General features: G+C 68.0%; 27 protein-coding genes and 1 pseudogene. 13 read left to right on the top strand and 15 right to left on the bottom strand.

Annotation, left to right across the window (positions count from 1 at the left end; all coding sequences use genetic code 11):
* Positions 1-116: 116 nt before the first annotated feature.
* The 3 genes from aglJ to BN1959_RS15345 all read left to right on the top strand — a co-directional run bounded on the left by aglJ (position 117) and on the right by BN1959_RS15345 (position 1,616).
* Positions 117-1,037, top strand: coding sequence for an S-layer glycoprotein N-glycosyltransferase AglJ (gene aglJ, locus BN1959_RS04060; protein WP_053947434.1), 921 nt, complete (start codon positions 117-119; stop codon positions 1,035-1,037).
* Positions 1,038-1,144: 107 nt separating this feature from the next.
* Complete coding sequence (locus BN1959_RS04065) at positions 1,145-1,354, top strand: ribbon-helix-helix domain-containing protein (protein ID WP_053947435.1); 210 nt, start codon at positions 1,145-1,147, stop codon at positions 1,352-1,354.
* Between the two features lie 133 nt (positions 1,355-1,487).
* Complete coding sequence (locus BN1959_RS15345; RefSeq protein WP_272913562.1) at positions 1,488-1,616, top strand: DUF7503 family protein; 129 nt, start codon at positions 1,488-1,490, stop codon at positions 1,614-1,616.
* Positions 1,617-1,640: 24 nt separating this feature from the next.
* Here the strand turns inward: BN1959_RS15345 and BN1959_RS04070 are convergent, their stop codons facing one another.
* Both BN1959_RS04070 and BN1959_RS04075 read right to left on the bottom strand, forming a co-directional pair.
* Positions 1,641-3,737 (bottom strand): hypothetical protein, encoded by a 2,097-nt coding sequence (locus BN1959_RS04070; protein ID WP_053947436.1) that lies wholly within the window; start codon positions 3,735-3,737, stop codon positions 1,641-1,643.
* Positions 3,738-3,856: 119 nt separating this feature from the next.
* Positions 3,857-4,615: a helix-hairpin-helix domain-containing protein gene (locus BN1959_RS04075; protein WP_237560299.1), complete on the bottom strand. Its 759-nt coding sequence runs from the start codon at positions 4,613-4,615 to the stop codon at positions 3,857-3,859.
* 164 nt (positions 4,616-4,779) lie between these two features.
* Between BN1959_RS04075 and BN1959_RS04080 the strand changes: the two genes are divergently transcribed.
* Positions 4,780-5,646, top strand: coding sequence for a 3-hydroxyacyl-CoA dehydrogenase family protein (locus BN1959_RS04080; protein WP_053947438.1), 867 nt, complete (start codon positions 4,780-4,782; stop codon positions 5,644-5,646).
* 85 nt (positions 5,647-5,731) lie between these two features.
* A complete protein-coding gene (locus tag BN1959_RS04085; RefSeq protein ID WP_053947439.1) occupies positions 5,732-7,525 on the top strand; it encodes an acyl-CoA carboxylase subunit beta in 1,794 nt (597 codons plus the stop codon).
* 120 nt (positions 7,526-7,645) lie between these two features.
* Here the strand turns inward: BN1959_RS04085 and BN1959_RS04090 are convergent, their stop codons facing one another.
* Together BN1959_RS04090 and BN1959_RS04095 are read right to left on the bottom strand one after the other, a co-directional pair.
* Entirely contained in the window at positions 7,646-8,068 is a 423-nt protein-coding gene (locus BN1959_RS04090; RefSeq protein WP_053947440.1) for a DoxX family membrane protein, read from the bottom strand.
* A 7-nt stretch (positions 8,069-8,075) separates the two neighbouring features.
* Positions 8,076-8,543, bottom strand: coding sequence for a MaoC family dehydratase (locus tag BN1959_RS04095; protein WP_053947441.1), 468 nt, complete (start codon positions 8,541-8,543; stop codon positions 8,076-8,078).
* A 97-nt stretch (positions 8,544-8,640) separates the two neighbouring features.
* Here BN1959_RS04095 and BN1959_RS04100 point away from each other — a divergent pair, with 97 nt between their 5' ends.
* The 4 genes from BN1959_RS04100 (at position 8,641) to BN1959_RS04115 (ending at position 12,505) form a co-directional block, all read left to right on the top strand.
* On the top strand, positions 8,641-9,492 hold the full coding sequence (locus BN1959_RS04100; protein ID WP_053947442.1) for an HpcH/HpaI aldolase/citrate lyase family protein: 852 nt from the start codon (positions 8,641-8,643) through the stop codon (positions 9,490-9,492).
* A 67-nt stretch (positions 9,493-9,559) separates the two neighbouring features.
* Positions 9,560-10,813 (top strand): Glu/Leu/Phe/Val family dehydrogenase, encoded by a 1,254-nt coding sequence (locus BN1959_RS04105; RefSeq protein WP_053947443.1) that lies wholly within the window; start codon positions 9,560-9,562, stop codon positions 10,811-10,813.
* 124 nt (positions 10,814-10,937) lie between these two features.
* Complete coding sequence (gene ribH / locus BN1959_RS04110) at positions 10,938-11,342, top strand: 6,7-dimethyl-8-ribityllumazine synthase (RefSeq protein WP_053947444.1); 405 nt, start codon at positions 10,938-10,940, stop codon at positions 11,340-11,342.
* Entirely contained in the window at positions 11,339-12,505 is a 1,167-nt protein-coding gene (locus BN1959_RS04115; protein WP_053947445.1) for a pyridoxal phosphate-dependent aminotransferase, read from the top strand. The genes ribH and BN1959_RS04115 overlap by 4 nt, the downstream gene beginning before the upstream one ends.
* A 49-nt stretch (positions 12,506-12,554) precedes the next feature.
* Here BN1959_RS04115 and BN1959_RS04120 read toward each other — a convergent pair whose 3' ends face one another.
* A complete protein-coding gene (locus BN1959_RS04120; RefSeq protein WP_053947446.1) occupies positions 12,555-13,532 on the bottom strand; it encodes an aldo/keto reductase in 978 nt (325 codons plus the stop codon).
* 50 nt (positions 13,533-13,582) lie between these two features.
* Positions 13,583-13,789 carry a hypothetical protein gene (locus BN1959_RS04125; RefSeq protein WP_053947447.1) on the bottom strand — a complete coding sequence of 69 codons (207 nt, stop codon included), beginning with the start codon at positions 13,787-13,789 and terminating at the stop codon, positions 13,583-13,585.
* Between the two features lie 127 nt (positions 13,790-13,916).
* Here BN1959_RS04125 and BN1959_RS04130 point away from each other — a divergent pair, with 127 nt between their 5' ends.
* Entirely contained in the window at positions 13,917-15,434 is a 1,518-nt protein-coding gene (locus BN1959_RS04130; protein ID WP_053947448.1) for a cryptochrome/photolyase family protein, read from the top strand.
* A gap of 52 nt (positions 15,435-15,486) precedes the next feature.
* On the opposite strand, the gene BN1959_RS04135 is transcribed toward BN1959_RS04130, so the two are convergent.
* Positions 15,487-15,771: a DUF7545 family protein gene (locus BN1959_RS04135; protein WP_053947449.1), complete on the bottom strand. Its 285-nt coding sequence runs from the start codon at positions 15,769-15,771 to the stop codon at positions 15,487-15,489.
* Between the two features lie 76 nt (positions 15,772-15,847).
* Positions 15,848-16,942, bottom strand: coding sequence for an NAD(P)/FAD-dependent oxidoreductase (locus tag BN1959_RS04140; protein ID WP_053947450.1), 1,095 nt, complete (start codon positions 16,940-16,942; stop codon positions 15,848-15,850).
* Between the two features lie 120 nt (positions 16,943-17,062).
* On the opposite strand from BN1959_RS04140, the gene BN1959_RS04145 reads away from it, so the two are divergent.
* Positions 17,063-17,362, top strand: coding sequence for a DUF357 domain-containing protein (locus BN1959_RS04145; protein WP_053947451.1), 300 nt, complete (start codon positions 17,063-17,065; stop codon positions 17,360-17,362).
* A 20-nt stretch (positions 17,363-17,382) separates the two neighbouring features.
* Here the strand turns inward: BN1959_RS04145 and cysS are convergent, their stop codons facing one another.
* The 3 genes from cysS to BN1959_RS04160 all read right to left on the bottom strand — a co-directional run bounded on the left by cysS (position 17,383) and on the right by BN1959_RS04160 (position 20,321).
* Positions 17,383-18,861, bottom strand: a complete 1,479-nt coding sequence (cysS, locus tag BN1959_RS04150; RefSeq protein ID WP_053947452.1) for a cysteine--tRNA ligase — start codon at positions 18,859-18,861, stop codon at positions 17,383-17,385.
* A gap of 66 nt (positions 18,862-18,927) precedes the next feature.
* The gene (locus BN1959_RS04155; protein ID WP_053947453.1) at positions 18,928-19,431 is read right to left on the bottom strand and encodes a DUF7523 family protein; all 504 of its coding nucleotides are present in this window, start codon (positions 19,429-19,431) and stop codon (positions 18,928-18,930) included.
* Between the two features lie 344 nt (positions 19,432-19,775).
* A complete protein-coding gene (locus BN1959_RS04160; protein WP_053947454.1) occupies positions 19,776-20,321 on the bottom strand; it encodes a DUF7524 family protein in 546 nt (181 codons plus the stop codon).
* A 126-nt stretch (positions 20,322-20,447) separates the two neighbouring features.
* Here BN1959_RS04160 and BN1959_RS04165 point away from each other — a divergent pair, with 126 nt between their 5' ends.
* Positions 20,448-20,651, top strand: a complete 204-nt coding sequence (locus BN1959_RS04165) for a hypothetical protein (protein ID WP_053947455.1) — start codon at positions 20,448-20,450, stop codon at positions 20,649-20,651.
* A 9-nt stretch (positions 20,652-20,660) separates the two neighbouring features.
* Here the strand turns inward: BN1959_RS04165 and BN1959_RS04170 are convergent, their stop codons facing one another.
* From BN1959_RS04170 to nirK, 4 genes and pseudogenes are all read right to left on the bottom strand, one after another.
* A complete protein-coding gene (locus tag BN1959_RS04170) occupies positions 20,661-21,056 on the bottom strand; it encodes an OsmC family protein (RefSeq protein ID WP_053947456.1) in 396 nt (131 codons plus the stop codon).
* 83 nt (positions 21,057-21,139) lie between these two features.
* Positions 21,140-21,862 (bottom strand): metal-dependent hydrolase, encoded by a 723-nt coding sequence (locus BN1959_RS04175; protein ID WP_053949311.1) that lies wholly within the window; start codon positions 21,860-21,862, stop codon positions 21,140-21,142.
* Positions 21,863-21,981: 119 nt separating this feature from the next.
* Positions 21,982-22,374 (bottom strand): halocyanin domain-containing protein, encoded by a 393-nt coding sequence (locus BN1959_RS15215; RefSeq protein WP_237560357.1) that lies wholly within the window; start codon positions 22,372-22,374, stop codon positions 21,982-21,984.
* Positions 22,357-23,436 (bottom strand): annotated as a pseudogene (nirK, locus tag BN1959_RS04180) (copper-containing nitrite reductase); the annotation flags it as partial. The gene BN1959_RS15215 and the pseudogene nirK, both read right to left, overlap by 18 nt.
* A 219-nt stretch (positions 23,437-23,655) precedes the next feature.
* Between nirK and BN1959_RS04185 the strand changes: the two are divergent.
* Entirely contained in the window at positions 23,656-24,429 is a 774-nt protein-coding gene (locus BN1959_RS04185) for an XdhC family protein (RefSeq protein WP_053947457.1), read from the top strand.
* Positions 24,430-24,442: the final 13 nt, after the last annotated feature.

Genomic DNA, 24,442 nt, shown 5'->3' on the forward strand with positions numbered 1-24,442 from the left:
GTCGGTGACCCGTCTGTGGGGTGACGAAAAAGGGCCGACGAGTGCAACAACATCCGAACACCGCCCGCCCCAAGTAGAAGCCTTTTCACTCCACCCACTACCACACCAGAAACGACATGCCCGACCTCGAGCGCGTCACCGTCCTCCTGCCCACCTACGACGAGGCCGCCACCGTCGGCGACGTCGTCGACGGCTTCCGCGAGCAGGGGTTCGACGACGTGCTCGTGATGGACGGCGACTCGGAGGACGACACCCGCCAAATCGCCCGCGAGCACGGCGCCCGGGTCGAGATACAGTCCGCCTCGGGCAAGGGACAGGCCATCCGCGAGGCCGTCCGCGAACACATCGACCGCGAGTACGTCCTGATGGCCGACGGCGACGGCACCTACCGCCCCGAGGAAGCTGACCGCATGCTCGCCCCCCTCGACGACGGGTACGAGCACGTCATCGGCGACCGCTTCGCCGACATGGAGGCGGGCGCGATGACCCGCCTGAATCAGGTCGGCAACAAGCTCACCAACCGGCTGTTCAGCGTCATCCACGGCGAGCGCTTCGACGACATCCTCAGCGGCTACCGGGCGTTCAGCCGCGACTCCTTCGACCGCCTGCGACTCTCGGCGGACGGGTTCGGTATCGAGACCGAGATGGCCGTCGAGTGCGCGAAGCAGGGGATCCCCACCGCGGTCGTCCCGATCACCTACCTCGAACGCCCCGCGGGCTCGAACACCAACCTTCACCCAATCCGGGACGGCGGGATCATCTTCCTCGAGCTGTTCCGCCGCGCGAAGACGAGCAATCCGCTGTTCTACTTCGGCAGCGTCGGCGTCGCCTCCGGGCTCGGCGGCACCGCGATCGCCGCCTTCGTCGCGATCGAGTGGTTCGTCTACGGCGTCCCCCACCAGATCTGGGCGCTGGCCGGCGCCGCCGGCATCCTGCTCGGCGTCCAGCTGCTGATGTTCGGCGTCCTCTCGGACCTGATCCTCACCCTCCACCGCGAACAGCTCGACCGGATCGACTCCATCGCCGGCAAGGAGTGATACGCCCGACTGCGTCGACGGCGGACGTGATCCACGCGGAAACGGCCGTCGACGGCCGCTACCCGCAGCCGGCGCGCTTTTCCCCGCCCGCGCCCGATCGACGCGTAATGACCGACTACACGACCGTCTCGATCCCCACCGAGCTCGCCGAGCGCGTCGACGAGACGATAGAGGGGACGAGCTTCTCCAGCACGAGCGACCTCGTTCGGTTCCTGCTGCGCAGCATCGTGATCAAACATCAGGAACGCGGGGAGCTCACGGAGGCTGAGTTCGAGGAGATCGCTCAGCAGCTCGAAGATTTAGGTTATCTGGAGTGATTTGTTCTGGGCGGAAGGAAGTGTAAATCACGTTCTGTCCCGCAGTTCCACGGAATCGTCTATTTATCAACTCCTAACATCAAACGCAGTAATATCTGTCTACTTATATAGAGACGAATTGGCATGGAGTGTAATGTCCGAACTCAAGTCGTTCCTGGCCGACAACCCGAAGATGATGGGCGTCCTGTTCACGATGATGCTGTTCCTCTCGCAGGCGGGTAGTGTCGTCGCTGGGCACTCAAGCCCCACCGCTGGCCCCTGAATCGATTTCTAAAGGAAGAACCGCTTACTGCGAAAGGTCCGATAGCCACTTGATCTCCCCATCGTAACGGACGAGATCGTCTTCAGCATCGTTGAGGAGAGTTTCGAGATCCGAATAGAATACCTCCCCCAAAACTCCTGGAGCGAGGTGTTGACGTCTGTCGTCGCCGATGTCTATCGACGCCATTCCGCCGGTACTCAGATCGGAGTCGGGATACAGTTGGACCCTCGCGATATAGCCATCCTCGACCTGTTCGATATCCGTGATCGGCGCTCCGATACTCTCCCCTTGCACGATGTCGACATCGCCGTCACCAACGACTGAATACTGTCCACCGACGAACGACTGCTTACTCGCAACGCTAAGCGCCGAGTGGAGTGGGAACCCGTAGTTTAACAGTTTCACCATCGCTTTTCCGACCCGCGTCGCACCGCTGTTGACAACCTCGGTGAGTGTGACGACGCCGCCGACAGCGCCGTTCTTGAGCAGCGCCATCCCCTGGTCGTAGGAGGCACAGCCGTTGAGGAAGAACGCGTCGACGCCAACGGAGTCGACGGTACGAGCGTCGAGTCGACCGTCGGTACACTGGAAACCGTCGGATTCGACGTGGCCGACGTAGTGGAGGAACTCCCGCTCGGTCTCCAAGACGGCCTTGAGCCGCTCGGTCGTGAGGTTACGGTACACCCGGAGGTCGAACGGGAACTCGGTGTCGTCGCCGTACACCTCCTCGGCGACATCGCTCTCCTCGGTCATCCCCTCGTCGTTCACGACGACGGTGACACCGATCTCCTCGGAGGGGATCTGGTCGAGACGGTTGCGGTAGCCATCGACGGACGCCTTGATACCGCCGACGGGGACGCCGTCGTCGGCCCAGACCGTCTCGAACGCGCCGGTCGGTTCCGGTTCGACCAAGTCCGGCAGTGGTCCCTCGGGCGTCTGTGCCCCCCCGTCTCCCGTGCTGCGTGCAGAACTGCGCGTCGGCCCGGCGAGGGTGGCCGCGTCCGGACTGGAGCCGGTACGCGCGAAGTCGAACAGCGAGTCGGTCTGGACCTGTTCGGCGGTCGTCGCCTCCCCCGCGGGCGTCTTGATTGTCGCGAGATCGTCGAGCAGGTACGGCAGCAGTTCGGCGTTCTCCGGCTCGGGCGCGACGTAGCCCGCTGTCTTCCACTTGGGCACGCAGTCGGCGATCCGCTCGAAGGGGACCGAAAGGTAGGCGTCCAACTGTTCCGAGAGCGACCGGCCGTAGAGGTCGGCCCAGTCGAGGTCGACCAGTGCGTCGACGTCGTCGCGTTCGGCGAGTTCGACCTCGTAGAACCCCTCGGTCCGGGCGACGCAGTCGAACAACAGCGTCTGCTGGAGCGTCTCCGCGACGGTCTCCTCGAACCCGCCCGGCCCGTCGAGCCGGTAGCTGAACCCGTCCTCACCGACAAGTTGGGGGACGTTCCCGGGCACCACCTCGGCGCCGAGGTAGAACGCGAGCGGCGCGACCGCGTAGACGAACCGGAGCCGCGGCGGCACCTCGATACGGACGCCCGCATCCGCGGCAACCATCGAGTCCGAGATCTCCAGCTCGTCGCCCAGTTCGATCTCCGGTGGGTGCCCGCGCAGCGCCGGGTAGGACCGCTCGACGGAGGTGGTCTTCAGCGACGAGGACATCGCCGAGACGGCGCGCATCATCTCGCGGGGCTCTTCGGTCGTCGTGATCGTCCCCGCGGGGTGGTTGTGCCGAGACCGCCCGGCGACGAACAGATCGCCGTCGGTCCCGACCGTCGTCGTCATCCCGTTGGTCTCGACGGTCAGCGAGCCTTCGACCCGCACGTACAGCTTCACCGGCTGTTCGAGTTCGATCAGGTACTCGCCCGGGGGGAGATCGACGCCGTCGGTTCGGTCCATCTGGGCGACCACGTCGCCCTCCCCGTTCCGGACGAACGTCGCGACGTAGCTCCCGAGCGTGATGCTCTCGGTGTCGATCCGTGCGGCGGCGTCGACCGGGAAGTAGAACCGATCGCCGTCGATCGACTCCGCGGCGGCCGGTTCGGGCATCCGCAGCACGCACTGGCGCTGCTCGATACTGTCCGTGACGTGGAGGGACGTCCCGCGGGTGGCGATGTCGATGCTCACCGGGAAGCCACCCCTGACGGAACCGCCTGCCCGGATTTCGCCATCTACGTATCAGTGTTGATGCTTCAGGTATAAAGGCTTCGTCGCCCGGGGCGGAGCAGCGCCGTCGACGCGCCGGCTCAGTCCGCCCGCTCGCTCGCCTCGCGGTGCCAGCGCTGGAGGTGATCTCGGGGGATCCCGGTCACGTCGGACAACAGCTCGGGGCTGGCGGTCGCGAGCGACCGGACCGAGGTGACGCCCGCCTCCGCCAGCCGCTCGGCGTAGCTCTCCCCGATCCCCGAGATGTCGGTCAGCGGCGTCGGCTTCGACCGCTCGCGCCAGGCCGCCTCGGCCGCCAGCGGGTCGCCGCTCCCGTCGGCGGTCGCCGAGTCACCGCCGCTCGTGGCGTCCGCGACCCACGCCGCCTCGTCGTCGGTATCGTCTCCGTCGTCAGCTTCCACCTCGTCGAGGGTCTCGGGCCTCCCGGCCGACTCGTCGATCCACGCCGCCTCCTCGTCGAATTCGCCGTCGTTCGTTTCTCCCGCGTCGCCGGTCGTCTCCCCGTCGTCTTCGCCGTGGCTGGAGGCCACCCACGCGGCCTCCTCGTCGCCGAGCCCGCGGACCTGCTCGGACCGCCGGTCCAGATCCCCGTCGTTGTCGAACGACCACGAGAGCGAGTGGTGGCGGCGGATCTTCGCGGCAACGCCGGGATTGACCCCCGCTTCGAGCAGCATCCGGTAGGACACGTCCTTCTCGAGGATGTCCTGTGCGGAGAACCCGGCCGACTCGACGGCGTCGGCGGTCGCCGGGCCGACGAACTTCAGGTCGGTCGGCGCGTCGACCGAGCGCCGCTCCTCCTCGTCGACGTCGGCCATCAGATGCTCTAGCAGGCGGGTCACGTTGGCTCGCAATCGTTCCCAAAGGCACTTGAAGCTTTGTGTGATCCGACCGCCGAGGACAGGACGTAGAGCGCTTCTACCCTGCGATCCGTGGTAGAGAGCGGGAGCGATGCAGTCCGGCGGTTGTCGCTACCCTTACGGTGCTGCCGGGCCCAGCGCCGACTATGTACGGACTGGACGACGTGGAGACGGTCGGAGTCGTCGGCGCCGGGACGATGGGCGCCGGGATCGCACAGGTCGCCGCGACCGCGGGCTACGACGTGGTGATGCGGGATATCGAGCAGTCGTTCGTCGAGCGCGGCTTCGAGACGATCGACGACTCGCTCTCGCGGCTGGTCGGCCGCGACGCGCTGAGCGAGCAGGAGGCCGAGGACGCGAAGGCGCGCATCACGGGGACCACGGAGCTCGACGATCTCGCGGGCGCGGAGATCGTCGTCGAGGCCGCGCCCGAGGAGATGGAGCTCAAACAGTCGATCTTCGCCGACCTCGACGACGCGCTCGACGACGGGACGCTGCTCGCGACCAACACGTCGACGCTGTCGATCACGACGATCGCGAGCGCGACCGAGCGCGCGGACGCCGTCGTCGGCCTCCACTTCATGAACCCCGTCCCGATCATGGACGGCGTGGAGGTCGTCACCGGCGAGCGCACTGCCGACGAATCCACGGACCTCGCGCACGCGTTCGCGGAAGATCTCGGGAAGGAGACGTGGGAGTCCGACGACAAGCCCGGGTTCGTCACCAACCGCATCCTGATGCCCTGGATCAACGAGGGGATCCGCGCGTTCGACGAGGGCGTCGCCGAGAAGGAGGACATCGACCGCGGGATGACGCTCGGCACCAACGTCCCGATGGGCCCGCTCGAGCTCGCCGACCACATCGGCCTCGACGTCTGTCTCCACGCCAGCGAGACGCTTCACGAGGAGCTCGGCGACCGCTACACGCCCGCGTACCTGCTGAAGCGGAAGGTCGAGGCCGGCGATCTCGGGAAGAAGACCGGCCGCGGGTTCTACGAGTACGGCGACGAATAACCGACAGTACGGCGACGAGCAGTCGGTTCAGCCGACTGACTCCATTTTCGGACCCTTTTTGCCCCGTTCGGCCGACGACTCCCGTATGCACGTCCGCATCGGCGACGGTGCCACCGACGAGGAGGCGTCGGCGGTCGCCGCCGCGCTGGCCGAACATCTCGGCGCCGACATCGAGGTGCTCGTCGGCGACGCCGACGAACCGGCGGCCACCGCCACGGCCCCCGAGACGGAGTACCCCCTCGACGACGACCTCGGACCGACCGAGCGCGAGGAGAAACTCCGCGAGGAGATCGAGGAGATCCTCGGGGGCGGTCCCGAGAAGTACAAGGAACGCCTGCCCGAGCAGGGCAAACTGTTCGTCCGTGACCGGCTGGACCTCTGGTTCGGCGAGGGCGGCGAGGGCGGCCCCGGTGACGCCGACCGCGAGGGCGCCGCCGACGGGGTCCAGTTCGAGGACGGGAAGTTCGCCGCGTTCGACGAGTGGCACCCCGACTCCCCCGAGGTCGAGGAGTACGACGAGAACACCCGACTGCCTGGCGACGGCCTCCTGACGGGGGCGGCGACGTTCGAGGACCGGGACGTCCACTGGATGGCCAACGACTTCACCGTCAAGGCAGGATCGATGGCGGGTCGCGGCGTCGAGAAGTTCCTCCGGATGCAGCAGCGCGCGCTGAAGTCCGGCAACCCCGTGCTCTACCTGATGGACTCCTCGGGGGGCCGGATCGACCAGCAGACCGGCTTCTTCGCCAATCGGGAGGGGATCGGGAAGTACTACTACAACCACTCGATGCTGTCGGGGTACGTCCCGCAGATCTGCGTGCTGTACGGCCCCTGCATCGCGGGCGCCGCCTACACGCCCGTGTTCGCGGACTTCACGATCATGGTCGAGGGGATGTCCGCGATGGCGATCGCGTCCCCGCGGATGGTGAAGATGGTGACCGGCGAAGAGATCGACATGCAGGACCTCGGCGGCCCCGCCGTCCACGCCAAACACTCCGGCAGCGCCGACCTCGTCGCGAAAGACGAGCGGGAGGCCCGCGCGATGGCCGCGAAGCTGATGACGTACCTCCCGGACAAGGCCGGCGAGAAGCCGCCCCGATCCGAGCCCGAGAACCCCACGTTCTCTCCGGAGGGGATCGACGAGGTCGTCCCGGACAACCCGAACAAGGCGTACGACGTCCACGACCTGCTCGACCGGATCTGCGACGCCGAGTCGGTCATGGAGATGAAACCCGAGTACGGACAGGAGATCGTCACCGCCTTTGCCCGGATCGACGGCCGGCCGGTCGGCGTCGTCGCGAACCAGCCCAACCACCGCTCGGGCGCGATCTTCCCCGACGCCGCCGAGAAGGCCGCGGAGTTCATCTGGACCTGCGACGCCTACGAGATCCCGCTGCTGTACCTGTGTGACACGCCGGGGTTCATGGCGGGCTCGGAGGTCGAGAAGGACGCGATCCTCGAGAAGGGGAAGAAGTTCATCTACGCCACCTCCTCGGCGACCGTCCCGAAACAGACCGTCGTCGTCCGGAAAGCCTACGGCGCCGGCATCTACGCGATGGGCGGCCCCGCCTACGACCCCGAGAGCGTGCTCGGGCTCCCCTCCGGCGAGATCGCGATCATGGGGCCCGAGGCGGCGATCAACGCGGTGTACGCCAACAAGCTCGACGCCATCGACGACCCCGAGGAGCGCAAGCAGCGCGAGCAGGAGCTCCGCGAGGAGTACCGCCAAGACATCGACGCCCACCGGATGGCCAGCGAGGTCGTGATCGACGACGTGGTGCCGCCGTCGACGCTCCGGCAGGAGTTGGTCAACCGCTTCGCGTTCTACGAGGACGTCGACAAGGACCTGCCGGACAAGAAACACGGCACCGTCCTTTAAATAGGATCACGGGAGCACGCCTCCCGTGCCCTGACTTTCCGACCGCGGCGGCGCTGGGCGTGAGTGCGATCCCCCACCGCGGCGCCGTTCGATCGCCTGTTCGCCAGCGTCGCCGCCACGTCACTCCGCCCCAAGCGCGTCGAGCAGCACTACCCACGCGAGCGCGGCCAGCCCCACGTCCCGGATCAACACGTCGACGAACCGACCGTCCGTGGCGGCGACGACCGCGAGGTAGAGGATCGTCACTGGAAGCGACACGGCGGCGACGGCCGTCGCGGGCGCCACGTAGCGGTCCGCGAGCAGCAGGGCGCCGACGAGCACCTCCGGCGGCCCGTTCGCGAGCATGAACAGCCGCGGGCTCACGACAAGCCACGGCGCCAGCCAGTCGGTGACGTAGACGGCCCACGCCGCCGGGGCCAGCAGCTTGTGTACCCCGGCGAGCACCAGCATCACGCCGAGTCCGAGTCGTGCGACCGTCGCGGTGTCCGCGGCCGCGATCATGGGGGAGAGCCACGCCCGGAGCCGCTCGGTGACTGGGTCCATCCGCGCCCTACTCGGCGTGTTCGCGCTTCAGGCTCAGCGCCGTCCGGTCGAACTCACAGACGAGCGTATCCTCCCCGTCAGACTCGACTTTGAACGCCTCGACGTGCATCTCCACGATCCCGCGCTCGCCGTCGCTAGTCTCGTTTTTGTCGGTCACGGTCGTCCGCGCGTAGATCGTGTCGCCGTGGAACACGGGGTTGGGATGTTCGACGTTGTCGTAGGAGAGGTTCGCGACGATGGTGCCGTCGGTGGTGTCGGGGATGGAGAGGCCGACCGCCAGCGACATCGTGTACAGCCCGTTGACCAGCCGTTCGCCGAACTGCGTCTCCCCGGCGAAGTCGGCGTCGAGGTGGAGCGGCTGCTGGTTCATCGTCATGTCACAGAACGCCTGGTTGTCCGACTCCGAGACGGTGCGGCGCTTCTCGTGGTCGATCGTCTCGCCGACTTCGAACTCCTCGTAGTAGCGTCCCGTCATACCCGCGGGGTCGGCCGGTCAGCGCAAAACGCTGCCGACTCCTCCGTGCGGGAAGACTCCCCGACCAGTTATACTCCGCGCCGACCCAACCACGGGTATGGCACGTAGAAGCCTCCTGTTCTCGCCGGGCGACCGCCCGGAACTGATGCGGAAAGCGCCGGAGTCGGGCGCCGACACCGTCTGTTTCGACCTCGAAGACGCCGTCGCGCCGAGCCAGCGCGGCGCCGCGAGGGAGTCGGTCCGCGAGGTGCTGTCCGATCCGGCGTTCGATCCCGACTGTGAGGTAGCCGTCCGGGTGAGCGTCGACGCCGCCGCCGACCTCGACGGGCTGCTGGACGACGCGCCCGACTCGCTGCGCCTCGACAGCGTGATGGTGCCGAAAGTTGCCGAGCCCGAGGACGTGCAGTGGGTGGCCGACCTGCTCGACGAGCACGACGCCGAGCCCGCGCTGCTCGCGCTGGTGGAGACCGCCCGCGGCGTGCTTCGCGCCGAGGACATCGCCGACGCGCGGGCGACTGACGCGCTGGTGTTCGGCGCCGAAGATCTCGCCGCTGACGTGGGTGCGACCCGGACCGACGAGGGGACCGAGGTGCTGCACGCCCGCCAGCAGGTAGTGCTGGCCGCGAGCGCCGCGGGGATCGACGCCATCGACACCGTGTTCACCGACTTCGAGGACGAGGCGGGGCTGCGGGAGGCCACCGAGTTCGCGCTCCAGTTGGGGTACGACGGGAAGATGGCGATCCACCCCGCACAGGTGCCCGTGATCAACGACGCCTTCAGGCCGGCGCCCGGACGCGTCGAGTGGGCCGAGCGCGTGCTGGACGCGCGTGACGAGGCCGAACGCGAGGGTCGTGCGGTGTTCAGCGTCGACGGCGAGATGATCGACGCGCCGCTGATCGCGCAGGCCGAGCGCGTGCTGGAGCGGGCAGCCGCGGACGACGAGCCGTAGTTCTTCACAAACGTTCCGCCGGGACTTCGGCAGGCTTATTCGAGCTACGGGCGAATTTCGTGTCGGAATGTCAGACGAAGTAAACCCGTTCGAGAGTCTGCAGGAGCAGATCGACGACGCGGCCGCCTATCTCGACGTCGACGACGACGTCATCCACCGGCTCAAGTACCCCGAGCGCGTGCTCGAAACGAACCTCTCTGTGGACATGGACGACGGGTCGATCCAGCGCTTCAAGGCGTTCCGATCGGAGTTCAACGGCGACCGCGGCCCCTACAAGGGCGGCATTCGCTACCACCCCGGCGTCACCCGTGACGAGGTCAAGGCGCTGTCCGGGTGGATGGTGTACAAGTGCGCCGTCGTCGACATCCCCTACGGCGGCGGGAAAGGGGGGATCGTGATCGACCCCTCGGAACACTCCGCGAACGAGATCGAGAACATCACCCGGTCGTTCGCCGAAGAGCTGCGCCCGTTCATCGGCGAGGACAAGGACGTGCCCGCGCCCGACGTGAACACGGGCCAGCGGGAGATGAACTGGATCAAGGACACCTACGAGACGCTGGAGAACACGACCGAGCCCGGCGTCGTGACCGGCAAGTCCCTCGAAGCCGGCGGGAGCGAGGGGCGCGTCGAGGCGACGGGCCGATCGACTGCGATCACCGCTCGCGAGGCGTTCGACTACCTCGGCAAGGACATCGTCGGCGCCGACGTGGCCGTCCAGGGGTACGGCAACGCGGGCTGGATCGCCACGAAGCTCATCGACGAGCTCGGCGCCAACATCGTCGCCGTCTCCGACTCCTCCGGCGCCGTCCACGACCCGAGCGGGCTCGATCCCGTCGACGTCAAGGAGTTCAAGCGTGACACCGGCTCCGTCTCCGGCTACGAGGACACCGAGGCGCTGACCAACGAGGAACTGCTCACGATGGACGTCGACCTGCTGGTGCCTGCGGCCCTGGAGAACGCCATCGACGGCGACCTCGCCGAGGACGTCAGCGCCGACGTGATCGTCGAGGCCGCCAACGGCCCCCTCACGCCCGACGCCGACGACGTGCTGACCGAGAAGGACGTCCACGTGTTCCCGGACATCCTTGCCAACGCCGGCGGGGTGACCGTGAGTTACTTCGAGTGGGTCCAGAACCGCCAGCGCTTCTACTGGGACGAGGAGCGCGTCAACGAGGAGCTGGAGGCGGTCATCACGGAGGCGTTCGACGACCTCACCGACGCGTACGCGAGCTTCGACCTGCCGAACTTCCGCACCGCGGCGTACGTCGTCGCGATCCAGCGCGTCGTCGACGCGTTCACCGACAACGGCAACTGGCCGTAGAGGCCTTCGTCGTTCCGGACTGCGCCGCCCGCTGTGTGTTTCTCCGCGTCCCCCACCCGCGAGCCCCGGCTATCGTGACTGCCCGCTTCGGTAGTTCTTTCTTCGCCGGTGCCGAGGATCGCGTATGGTGAATCTCGGACTCGTGGTAGCGGAGTTCAACGCCTCCGTCACCGAGCGGATGGCGGAGGCGGCGGCAGACGCCGCCGTGGATCGGGGCGTCGAGATCGGCGAGACCGTGCGCGTACCGGGCGTGTACGACAGCCCGCTGGCCGCAGACCGGCTCGCCCGACGGGAGGAGATCGACGCCGTCGCGGTCGTCGGCGCGGTCGTCACGGGCGATACGGACCACGATCAGGTGATCAGCGACGCGACCGCGGAGTCGCTCCAGTCGGTCGGGATCGATCGGGACACGCCGGTCACGTTCGGCGTCACCGGGCCGGGACAGAGCGGCGCTGAGGCCCGGGAACGTGTCGAAAAGGGTGCAGCCGCCGTCGACGCTGCGGTCGACATGGTGGAGGTGCTGCCATGAGCGAGCGCGAGTGGGAGTTCGCCGAGCGCGTCGGTCGCGTCGAGCCGTCGGCGACGGTCGCGGTCGGCAACAAGGCCAGCGAACTCCAAGAACAGGGCGTCGACGTGGTCGACCTCTCCGTGGGCGAGCCGGACTTCCCGACGCCCGAACGCATCCGAGAAGCCGGTCGGCAGGCGATCGACGACGGCCACACGGGGTACACCTCCTCCAGTGGTATCCCGGAGCTCCGAAAGGCGATCTCGACCGATCTGAAGGGGAAAGGCGTCGCCTGCGAGCCCGGCAACGTCGTCGTCACGCCCGGCGCGAAGCAGGCGCTGTTCGAGACGGTGCAGGCGCTGGTCGACGAGGGCGACGAGGTGATCCTGCTCGACCCGGCGTGGGTCTCCTACGAGGCGATGGTGAAACTCGCCGGGGGTGACCTCACGCGGGTCGATCTGGGTCAGCACGACTTCGATCTCGAACCCGCGCTGGACGATCTGGCGGCCGCGATCTCCGACGAGACGCAGCTGCTGCTCGTGAACTCCCCCTCCAACCCCACGGGTGCGGTGTTCTCCGACGCCGCACTCGAAGGCGTCCGCGATCTGGCGGTCGAGCACGACGTGACCGTCGTCGCCGACGAGATCTACGACCGGATCACCTACGACGCCGACCCTACCTCCCTCGCGTCGTTCGACGGGATGGCCGAGCGGACGGTGACGGTCAACGGGTTCTCGAAGGCGTACTCGATGACCGGCTGGCGGCTGGGCTACCTCGCCGCGCCCGAGCCCCTGGTCGATCAGGTGTCGAAGATCCACGGCCACTCGGTGACGTGTGCCCCCAACTTCGTCCAGCACGCCGGCGTCGAGGCGCTGCGCAGTGTGGAGAGTGAGGTCGCGACGATGGTGAAGGCGTTCGAGCGCCGGCGCGACCTCGTGGTCGACCTGCTCGCGGATCACGGGACGGAGATCCCGAAGCCCGAGGGGGCGTTCTACGCGATGATCCCGACTGATTCGGGACCGAGCGACGACGTGGCGTGGGCCGACGCGGCCATCGAGGACGCCCACGTCGCCACGGTCCCCGGGAGCGCGTTCAACGCTCCGGGGTACGCCCGGGTCTCCTACGCCGCCAGCGAGGAGCGACTGAAAGAAGGGTTCGAACGGCTGGCTGCGGAAGGGCTCATCTGACTCGTCGCGCGATCTGACTTTTGGCTCCCGAGCGACCGGGACGGCTCGCTTACTCGTGGCCTGAGACTTCGACCGGCTGGTACGGCTCCTCCAGATACTCGATCTCCGAGGCGCTCAGTGACACCGAGAGCGCCTCGACGGCGTCCTCGAGGTGTTCGACGCTGGTGGTGCCGACGATGGGGGCGTCGACGGCGTCCTTCTGCAGCAGCCACGCCAGCGCGATCTGGGCCATCTTCAGGTCCTTCTCCGCGGCGAGCTCCTCGACGCGTTCGTTCACCTCGCGCCCCCCGTTCGCCAGATACGGATGGCGGTCGGCCTCGGCCTCGCTCCGCCCGCGGGTCGTCGTTTCCAGCTCCTCGTGCGGGCGCGCGAGGAAGCCGCGAGCCAGCGGCGACCACGGGAGCACGCCGACGTTCTCCCGCCCACACAGCGGCAACATCTCCCGCTCCTCCTCGCGGTAGAGGAGGTTGTAGTGGTTCTGCATCGTGACGTAGCGCTCCAGCCCCTCGCGGTCGCTGGTGTGCAGCGCGTCGGCGAACTGGTGGGCCCACATCGACGACGTGCCGACGTGTCGAGCTTTCCCGCGCCGGACGGCGTCGTCGAGTGCGCGCATCGTCGTCTCGATCGGCGTGTCGTCGTCCCAGCGGTGGGTCTGGTAGAGGTCGACGGTGTCCATCCCGAGCCGGTCGAGCGAGTCGTCGAGCTCCTGCTCGATTGCCTTCCGGGAGAGCCCGCCCGAGTTCGGGTCGCCCTCGCGCATCTGGAAGTACCCCTTCGTCGCGACAACCATCTCGTTGCGGTCGTACTCCGCCAGCGCGTTCCCGAGGATACGCTCGGACTCGCCCTTCGAGTACATGTTCGCGGTGTCGAAGAAGTTGACCCCGAGCTCGACCGCGCGGTCGATCAACTCCCGGCTCTCCTCCTCTTCGAGCACCCAGTCGCGCCACGAGGGGTCGCCGAAGCTCATGCAGCCGAGCGCGATACGTGACACCTGCATCCCGGTGTCGCCGAGCGTGGTGTACTCCATGGAGAATCGTTGTGCTGGTGTGACAAAAACCCACGTGCGCCGCGAACGCCTCAGTCCCGGAAGCTCGCAGTGTAGACGAGGAACGCGCCGGTGATCAGGACGAACGCGAGGAACGTCACGAGCGCGAGCACGACCACCAGTGGCTCCAGAATCCCGAGGTACGATTCGCCCGCGGGCGTCGTCGACAGCGCGATCGCCGCCAGCAGCGCGGCGATCAGCCCCAGCAGCCAGTCTCGAAGGACGTTTTCGTACTCCATACGGGACGGTCCCGCCCCAGCAGGGAAACTCCACCGGCCGACGACTGGCCGGTCGAACTTTACGCCATCCCGCCGACACCGCGCCCATGGAACCGCCCCGCGTCCCAGCCCACCATCCAGTCCCACGATGACGCTGTGGCTGCTCGGCACTCACCTCGATCGCACCGCCGACTACCTCGACGAGCACGACCGCGTCCTCCTGATCGAGTCGACGGCGTTCGCGGAGCGCCGCCCGTACCACCCCCACAAGCTGACGCTCGTCTTCGCCGCGATGCGTCGGTTCCGTGAGGACCTGCGACACCGCGGCGTCACGGTCGACTACCGACGGGCCGAGACGTTCGGCGACGCCCTCGACGATCACTTCGAGGCGCACCCCGAGGACGACCTGACGATGCCACGGCCGGCCGCACACGGGGCCGCGGACCGACTCCGGGAGCTCGTCGACGGCCGTGGCGGGCGCCTCTCGTTCGTCCCGAACCCGACTTTCCTCCTCACTCCCGACGAGTTCGACGGGTGGGCAGAGCGTCGGGAAACGAGCGATTCGGCCACCTACCGCTTGGAAGACTTCTACCGATGGATGCGTCGTCGGTCGGGCGTGCTGATGGACGGTGACTCACCCGAGGCCGGCGACTGGAACTACGACGAACAGAACCGCGAGACGCCCCCCGACGACTGGGAGCCGCCGGCGCCGCCGCTGTTCGAGCCCGACGAGACCACCCGGGAGGTGGCGTCGTGGGTCGACTCGGCGTTCGAGACGTTCGTCGGCGTTGACGAGGCGGCGCCGTTCCGGTGGCCGGTCACCCGGGAGCAGTCGCTCGAGGCGCTGGAGCGGTTCGTCGACGCGCGGTTCGCCGAGTTCGGCCCCTATCAGGACGCGATGCTCGAGGGCGAGTGGGCGATGTCTCACTCGCTGCTGTCGGCGTCGATCAACCTCGGGCTGCTCCGCCCGACGGAGGTGATCGAACGGGCCGAGCGCGCGTACGAGGCCGGGGACGCGTCGATCAACAGCGTCGAGGGGTTCGTCCGGCAGGTGCTGGGGTGGCGGGAGTTCATGCGGCACGTCTACCGGCGCTCGATGCCCGCGATGGCCGACGCGAACCAACTCGGGCAGACGGAGGCGCTGCCGCCGGCGTACTGGACCGGCGAGACGGAGATGACCTGTCTTTCCGAGGCCGTCGGGCACGTCCGGAAGCGAGGCTACGCCCACCACATCGAGCGCCTGATGGTGCTCTCGAACTTCGCGCTCGTCTACGGCGCCGACCCCGACGAACTCAACGAGTGGTTCCACCAGGGGTTCGTCGACGCGTTCCACTGGGTCACCACGCCCAACGTCGTCGGGATGGGCTCGTTCGCAACCGACGCACTCTCCTCGAAACCCTACGCCTCGTCGGGGAGCTACGTGAACCGCATGAGCGACTACTGCTCGTCGTGTCCCTACGCGGTCTCGCGGGACACCGGCGAAGGGGCGTGTCCGTTCAACAGCCTCTACTGGACGTTCCTCCGGGAGCACGAAGAGACGCTCCGGGGGACGGGGCGAATGGGGCTGATGTACTCCCACGTCGACGACAAAAACGAGGACGAGTGGGCAGCGCTGGAGGAGCGGGCCGAGACGGTCCGGCAGATGGCCCGGAACGGCACACTCTGACCCCGGCGCCGCCGCTGGGAGACGGTGAAATGCGGTGAGAACGGGAGCGACGTTAGTGCTGGTGGCCCATCGCGTCGGCCAGCGAGATACCGAAGCGGTCCTCGAACAACTCTTCGAGCGTCTCGTTTGCGTCCTCGATCTCGTTCGCGACGCCGCCCTCGGCGTGGTGGACGCGGGCGTGAGCCTGCTGGGCGAACGCCTGCAGCACGATGTCCGCGAGGATCTCGGCGTCGGGCTCGTCGCCGTCGCGCATCAGCTCGAGCATCACGGGCGGCACGTCGACACTGTCGGTTTCGCCGTCGGGGCCTTCGACCGTGAACGTCTTCGTATCGGTCATACTGAAGAGTCGAGGGTCGGACGTAAGGCTCTGTGGGTCTCGGCTCGTCGGTGAGAGCTCTCCTCGCCGGTGATCGTTAGTCGTCGCCCGTGGCGGCCTCGGGCGTTGCGTCGACGCCGAGTTCGCCGGCGCGTTCCCGCTGTTCCAGCCAGTCGTCGGCGTCGAGTGCGGCCTCGCTCCCCATCCCGGCGGCGGTGACCGCCTGCTGGTAGTGGTGGTCGACCACGTCGCCGGCGCCGAACAGCCCCGCCACGCCGGTCGCGGTCTGTCCACCGTCACGCCCGCCCTCGGTGACGATGTACCCCTCGTCGTCGAGTTCGACGCCCGTGTCGTCGAGGTAGTCCGTGTTCGGCGTGTGGCCGATGGCGTAGAACACCGCGCCCACGTCCATCTCGAACGCCTCGACGCTGTCGTCGCCGGCTTCGAACTTCTCCTTTGGGTGGCCGTCCGGGTGGCGGACGAGGCTGGCGTGGTCGATCCCGTCGTCGGGGGTGCCGTGGAGCTCCGTCAGTTCGGTGTTCCAGAGGATCTCCACGTCGCCGTCGTCGACCTTGTCCATGATGCGGTCGATCCAGTAATCCTCGGCGCGGAACTCCTCGCGGCGGTGGGCGATGTAGACGGTGTCGGCGAACTTGGTGAGGAAGTTCGCCTCCTCCATCGCGGCGTCGCCGCCGCCGATCACGAGCATGTCCTCGTCGCGGAAGAACGCGCCGTCGCAGGTGGCACACGTCGAGAGCCCGTACCCCATCAGTTCGTCCTCGCCGGGGACGCCAAGCGTCCGCGCGGAGGCGCCCGAGGCGGCGATGAACGCGTCGCAGGTGTACACGTCGCCGTCGCGCATCTCCACACGGAACGGCGAGCCGTCGGTGCCGTCCGCCTCGCCCAGCGGCGTCACGTCGACGACGATCCCGTGATCGAGTTCGGCGCCGAAGCGCTCGGCCTGCTCCTTCATGTTGTTCACGAGGTCGGGCCCGGAGATCCCCTCGGGGAATCCGGGGTAGTTATCGACCTCGGTGGTGAGAGTGAGCTGGCCGCCCGGCTCGTCCCCCTCGAACACCAGCGGTTCGTTGTTCGATCGGCCGGCGTAGATCGCCGCGGTCAGCCCCGCGATCCCCGTACCGGCGATGATCAGGCGACGGTGTTCGGCCGCTTCCTCGACGGTGTCGCTCATGTGGGAACCTACGAAGTTCGGGGGTATGTACGTTATGCTGTTGTTGTGTCGTCCGTGCAATACCAATCGGGAGTGCCCGCGCTCCGATAGCCTTACCGCCGGCGCGCCGGACCCCCGACTATGCCCGCCGACCTCGCGGAGAAGACCGACCGCTACGGCGAGATGCTCGCGGATGCCCTCGACGCCGCCGAGCCCGCGGCGCCGCCGGGCACGCCGCTGGGGGAAGCCGCCGCCGAGACGTACGAGATGGCCGACTCCTACCTCGACGACGGCCGGCACTTCCGCGAGGCCGACGACCCCGTGAACGCGCTGGCGTCGTTCTCCTACGGCTACGGCTGGCTCGACGCCGGCGTCAGGTTCGGTCTGTTCGAGATTCCGGAAGACACGGAGTTGTTCACGACCGACGCGGGCGGTGAATAGCTACTCGGAGCGAGACGCCGCTACTCGAAGCGGTACGCTGCCCCGTCGTCGCCGTCCTCGACTTCGACGCCCAGCGCCGCCAGTCGGTCGCGGAGGTCGTCGGCGCGTTCGTAGTTCCCGGCATCGCGCTCCGCCTCGCGCACGTCAAGCACTAGTTCCACGAGGTCCTCGGCGATCTCGGCCTCTCCCTCGGTCACGTCGCCGAACTGGAGACCGAACACGCCCTCGCCGTACTCCTCGAAGAACTCGATCGCGTCACGGAGCGCACGGTAGTCGTAGGGAGCGCCTGCCTCGACGTGGCGGTTCACCGCCGTCGCGACTTCGAGCAGTTCCGCCATCGCCTCCCGGGCGTTGAGGTCGTCGTTCATCGCCGCCTCGAAGCCCGCGCGGGCCGCGGCGAGGTCGTCGCGGAACTCCTCGTCCGCCGTCTTGGTGACTGCGTCGGCGCTGTCGGCGTGGGCGACGGCGGTCTCGTAGGCCCGCGCCAGTCGCTCCCAGCGCCGGCGGGCCTCCTCGATCGTCTCCTCGGTGTACGCCTGCTGGGAACGGTACTCCGCGGAGGCGTAGAACGTCCGGAGGACGTTGGTACCGAACTCGCGGACGGCGTCGCCGACGGTGAAGTAGTTGCCCAGCGAGGAGGACATCTTCTCACTGCCGGCCTGCATGAAGCCGACGTGGAGCCAGTAGTTCGCGAAGCGCTCCCCGGTCGCGGCCTCGCTCTGGGCGATCTCGTTCTCGTGGTGGGGGAAGACGAGGTCCTGCCCGCCCATGTGGATGTCGAGCGTGTCGCCGAGGTGGGTCATCGACATCGCGGAGCACTCGATGTGCCAGCCGGGACGCCCCTCGCCCCACGGCGACTCCCACGTCTGGCCATCGGGGAGTTCGCCGTCGTGCTCGTGCTTGCGGTGTTCCTCGACCGCGTCGGTGCCGACGCCGCCGGCCTTCCACAGTGCGAAATCCGCGGGGTTGCGCTTCTCGCTGCGCTCGTCGGGGTCGCCCTGCTCCTCGAGCTCGCCGACGGTCTGGTTCGAGAGCTTCCCGTACCCCTCGAACTCGCTCACGTCGAAGTACACCGAGCCGTTGGACTCGTAGGCGTACCCCTGCCCGATCAGCGTCTCCACGAGCTCGACGATCTCCGGAACGTGCTCGGAGACGCGGGGGTACACCTCCGCGCGCAGGAGGTTCAGGTCCCGCATCCGGGAGAGCACCTCGTCGGTGTAGTGGCGGGCCACGTCGGCCTCGCTCTCCCACTCTTCGCGCTCGCCGACGCGGGCCGTGATCTTCTCGTTCACGTCGGTGACGTTCTCGACGTGGCGCACGTCGTACCCCTCGTGGGCGAGCCAGCGGTGGAGGATGTCCGCCTGCACCCAGAGACGGGCGTGGCCGAGGTGGGGGTCGTCGGAGACCGTCAGCCCGCAGACGTACAGCAGAACCGCGTCGCCGCTCGGCTCGAACTCCTCGCGATCGCCCGACAGGGTGTCGGTCAACGACAGGGTCATGGAGGAGCGTTCTCCAGCCGGCGGTTTGAAGCCGTCGGAACCGGGACTCCCGCCGGCGGCGCCGGTTCAGGCGGGCACCCGGGCGAGCGCGTCCTCGACCGCTCGGAGCGCCGCCACCCCCTCCCGTCGATCGACGACGACCAGCAGCGTCCCCTCGGCGACTGCCGCCGCCGCGGCGTCGATCGCCTCGGCGTCGAGACGAGCACAGACTGCCCCGAGCACGGTCGTGCCGACCTCACCCGTCGCGACGACGGCCGTCATCGACCCCGCGTCCGGGCTGACGGCGACGCCGCCGAGCGAGAGCAACGGATCTGTGGCCTCCTCGTTGCCCGAGTCGACGACGCCGACGCCGCTCTCCATCCGGACGCGGGCGTCGTTGTCGGCCGTTTCGAAGTCGGGGAGCTCGTCGGCGAACCGTCGGAGCGCAGTCGCGACGGCGTCGGTGTCGTCGGCGCCCTCCACGTCGAGGAACTCGGCGGCGGCGGTGTAGTTGAGCACGCCGGCACGGAGCGAGAGCAGGAGGAACGGCTGCTCGCGGACCGCGTCGCGGGTGGCGGCTGCGGTGGACATGGCCGGAACTGGCGACGGCGACGGCAAAAGTCCATCCACCCGGAGCCACCCGGAGTGGGGTGGCTGGCAGTGTCGTCGCGCGCGTCGGCCGGCATCGCGATGCGGTGGCGGTTGCGGTGCGGTGGCGGTGGACGCCGCGGCCTCGCACCGGTCGCGAGGCCGCGGGGGAGGGGTGGGGACTCGGTACTGTGCCGGACCCTGTGTCCGGCACCTTGCGGTCGCAAGTTGTCAACGATAGAGCTGTTGTTGCGAGAGCTGTCTCAGTCGCCAACGATAGAGTTGCTGTCGCGGTTGCTGTCCCAGTACCCAACGATCGAGGAAAAGCCCTGACTCTCGATAACCGATCACATCAACGCCACGACGACCCCGACGACGGTGACGAGCGCCACCAACGCCGCGGCGGCGACGACGATCGAACTCTCGATCAGCACCGCGACGCCGACCGCCGCGAGCAGCGCGCCGCCGGCGAGCACCAGCAGGCCGACCGACTCGGCGTCGAGCGCCTCCCGGATCGACGGCTCGGACTGCGGCTGCCCGAGATCCTCGTCGACGTCGATCCCGTACCCCTCGGCACGGGACGGTTCCACCCGGAGCTCGATATGCTCGCTCTCGTTCCCGTAGCCCGTCGACACCGTGAGCGTCCCCGTGACTGGCTCGTCGAGGTCGGCGACTTCCACCCCGACGCTGGCCGTCGTCTCCCGGTCGACGTACTCCGTCTCCGTCCGGAGCCGAGCCGCTCGCGCCAGCGGCTCGTCGAGCGCGAGGTGGACGTGGGCCCCGCCGCCGTGGTTCACGAGCGCCACGTCGAACGGGCCGTCGGCCACGAACGACCCCGGCGCGTCGATGACCCGGGGGCGCTCCCGGTTGAGGTGGATCTCGAGTGCCGACACGTTCGTGGGTGAGACGCCGGGAAGCAAAAGCCTTCACCCTACTCCGGGGGGCAAAGAACTCGACTCACACGACCGCTACCGGGGGTTCGGGAAAGACTTATCTCGATTGCCTCGAACCATCTACGCATGGGTACGAGTAGCACACCGCCCGTCGTTCGCGACGAGGCGTCGCGCGACCACGGGCCGGACCTGTCGCCGGTCGGCACCGACCTCGTCATCGTCGACGGCGAGGTGATGACCTACGCCGAGTACCGGCGACGGGAGGCGGACGATCGCGACCCGGCGATCGAGGTCGACCGCCGCAAGACGGCGCTCACGCTCGACCGCTGAATCGTCGTCTCAGAACGCGTCGCCTTCGAACGTCGTCTCGGCGTGGAGGTCGCTCTTGAGCGCGTCGTGGACCTTACAGAGGTCGAACGCGCGGTCGATCGCCTCCGCGCCCTCCTCTTCGGTCACGTCGGCGCCGACGGCGATGTCGAACTGGACGCTTTCGAGCTTGTCGTCGTCGTTGAGTTCGCCCGTGATCGAGAGCTCGATCTCGCCGAGTTCGCCCACGTCGCGCTGCTTGGCGCCGACGCGCAGCGCCGGCACGTAGCAGGCGCCGTAGGAGGCGAGCAGCGACTCGAGCGTGTCGGGCGCGGACTCGCCGCCGGGGTCGATGTCGACGGAGAAGTCGCGGATCTCGGTTGTCGACGCGTACCCGTCCTCGGAGACAGTGGTGACTTGTTTGCTCATCGCGGCCGACGGTTGGACCGTTCGGGGCCTAAACCTTACTGCCCCGGCCGGCCCGGACCCCGCCGCCCCTCGTTCCGGTACCGCTACTCGGCTAGCGTGTAGCGCTCGTCGCCGCCGAGGACGACTACTTCGGTGTCGCTGCCCGTCGCTTTCACTTCGCGAACGAACTCGTCGGTGTCGATCTCGATCGGCGGGAACGTGTCGTAGTGCATCGGGAACGCCACGTCGGGGTTGATCCAGTCGACCGCGATCGCGGCCTGTGCCGGCCCCATCGTGAAGTGGTCGCCGGCGGGAACCGCGGCGGCGTCGGGTTCGAGGAACGGCGCGATCACGTCTTTCATCTCGGAGTGGAGCGACGTGTCGCCGGCGTGGTAGAACGCCGTGCTGTCGGCGTCGGCCTCCTGTGTCGGCTTCTTGTCGCTGATCACGAAGCCGGCGGGCATGCCCCCGGAGGCGCCGTACCCAGTGTCGAGCCCGTTAGTGTGGTCGGCACGCACCATCGTGACGAACGCGTCGCCGAGCTCGACCGTGCCGCCGAGGTTCATTCCCGTCGAGTCCTCGATGCCGTAGTTGTCCGCGAGATAGCCCGTGATCTCCGGCGTCGAGACGAAGTGGCTCCCCCCGAAGCGGTCGGCGTCGCCGATGTGATCGGCGTGGCCGTGCGTGATGAGGACGTGATCCGGGTCCAGCTCCTCCGGATCGGTGTCGGTCTTGGGGTTGTCGAAGAACGGGTCGATCAGGAGTTCGGTGTCGTCGACGGTCACTGCCCAGGTCGAGTGGCCGTGCCAAGCGAGTTCGAAGGTCATTACGACAGTACGTACGGCCTCGTCCATCCTGAATGTTACTGCCGTGCCGGAAAGTCAGGCTTCCTGAGACGAATGTTCCCGCCACGCACGAACCGCCGCCGGGAAGGGGCCGGTGCTGCTTACTCGACGACCACAGCGCCCTTCATCCCCATCGTCTTGTGGGGCATGCAGTAGTACTTCGTCGTCCCGGTGTTGTCGAACGTGTGGCTGAACGTGTGGCCGGCCTCGTCGGTCAGCTCACTGGCGAAGCTGCCGTCGTCGGCCTGCACGTCGTGGCTGCCGCCGTCGCCGGTCCACTCCCAAGTGACGGTCGTTCCGGAGGAGACCGAGATGGCGGCCGGGCCGAAGCCGAACGCGCCGTCGTTGGCCTGCGAGCCGACCTGGACGGTCACTTCGTCCTCGCCCGTCCGGTCGACGACGCCGTCGTAGTTCCCGACGCCGTCGAACCAGCCGCCGAAGTCGGCGGTGCCGGAAGAGCCGCTGCTCCCGCTTTCGGCGCCGGGGTCGAACACGTCGGGGTTGGGATCGCCCGTGCGGTTGATCACGGCGAGCATCCCCTTGCGCGCGACCCGGGAGAGGGCGTGGTCGACCAGCTTGATCGGCCCGGGTACCTCCGCGTGCAGTGTCGCGATCGCACAGGAGCCGGGCTTGACCGGCGTCGTCTGGACGTACTTGTTCGGCGGGCCCGCGATAGCGCCCTGCTGCCAGACCTCATCCCAGACGTTCCCGATCGGGTGGAAACTACTGTCGAGGTTCGGGCCGCCGGTGACGAAGAACACCCGTGCGGTCTCGCCGACTTCGAGGCTCGGGGCGCCGTAGCGGTCCGGCGTGATGGCGTACTTCTCGCCGTTCATCAGGACGTACGTCGGGTCCTCGGCCTTCATGGCCTCGAAGTCGAAGTCGTGGTGGCCCTCCTCGCCGGCGTCGCCGGTAGTGTAGAGCTCGTGCTGGCCGAAGTAGAACTCCTTGTCCACCTCGGGCAACCCCTCCTCGGGCTCGACGAGGATCGCCCCGAACATGCCGCTGGAGATGTGGTAGTCCAGGTTGGGGACCGCACAGTGGTAGATGAACAGGCCGGGGTAGGTCGCCTTGAACGTGAACGTCTCCGTCTCGCCGGGGGCGACCATCGACGCCTCCGCGCCGCCGCCAGGACCGCGAACTGCGTGGAGGTCGATGTTGTGGGGCATGGAGTTCCCCTCGTCGTTGGTGATCGTCATCTCCACCTGGTCGCCGACTCGGGCCCGGATCATCGGCCCGGGAATCCGGCCGTCGAAGGTCATGTACGTGTAGGTGACGCCGGGTTCGACCTCCGCCACCTGTTCGAGCGTGGTCATCTCCACGCTCACAGCCTTCGGGCTGTCGCGTTCGATCGGACCCGGGATCGCAGTCGGGTTCGCTGCGACGCGTTCGGTGTCGAGAGAGTTCTGTCCGTTCATCTTCGGGGATTGGGGGGTCGTCTCCGTCGTTTCTTCCTCAGCCGCGGGGGCCGAGATACAGCCGGCCGCGGCCGTCGCGCCGGCCACGCCGAGGCTTTGCAACACGCGCCGTCGGGTCGCGGTTGGAATAGAGGCCATCGTCGATCACATCTGGAAGATGGCACCGGAGGGATATAGGGGGGTGTGCCGATTCTCAATTTCTTAAAAACCGGGAGATAGAGGCGCCCTATTGGGCAAATAGGGATAAACCACCCACGGTATATGCGGCCCGGAAATGGGGGTGTCGACAGCCTCACGAGACGATCAGCTATCGCCGCGTACGACACGCCTAAGTCCCGAGCGTCGCGAGTACGCCCAATGGGAGTCCACCGACGGGCGGCCGACCTCACCGACGAGGGGGAGACGGTGGCGATCGCCACGGTGACCGAGGTCGAGGGCAGCGCCCCCCGCGGGCCCGGCGCGACGATGCTCGTCCGGGAGAACGGCGAGATCGAGGGCACCATCGGCGGCGGCACCGTCGAGGCGCTCACGAAGGAGGCCGCCCTCGAAGCGATCGCCGAACGGGAACCGCGGACCGAACGCTGGGAGCTCACCCGCGACGGCAACACGGGGATGGTCTGCGGGGGCGAGATGGCCGTGTTCATCAACGTGCTCGTCGGTGCGCCGGAACTCGTGATCGCGGGAGCGGGCCACATCGCCGTTCCCCTCTCGCGGCTGGCCGACGAGATGGGGTACGACACGTTCGTCGTCGACGACCGGGAGGGGTACGCCGACCCCGAGCGCTTCCCCGCGGCCGAGACGTTCACTGGCGACTACGACGAGGGGATCGCGGCGTTCGGCGTCGGCTCGAATACCGCGGTCGCGATCGCCAGCCGGAGCGGCACGTTCGACCGGATCGCCGCGGCCGAAGCGCTCGAACGCGGTGCGTACTACGTCGGGCTCGTGGCCTCCGAGGAGAAGGCCGAACACGTCCGGGAGGGGCTCCGTGAGGACGGGATCGACGACGACGCGATGGAACGCCTCCACGCCCCCGTGGGGATCGAGGTCGGCGGTGGCGCCCCCGAGGACGTGGCGCTGTCGATCCTCGCACAGCTCAACCGCGTCCGGCACGGGCTCCCCGCCGAACTCTGATGGGGCGCCCGAG

This window comes from Halolamina sediminis (assembly GCF_001282785.1).
GTDB classification, from domain to species: domain Archaea; phylum Halobacteriota; class Halobacteria; order Halobacteriales; family Haloferacaceae; genus Halolamina; species Halolamina sediminis.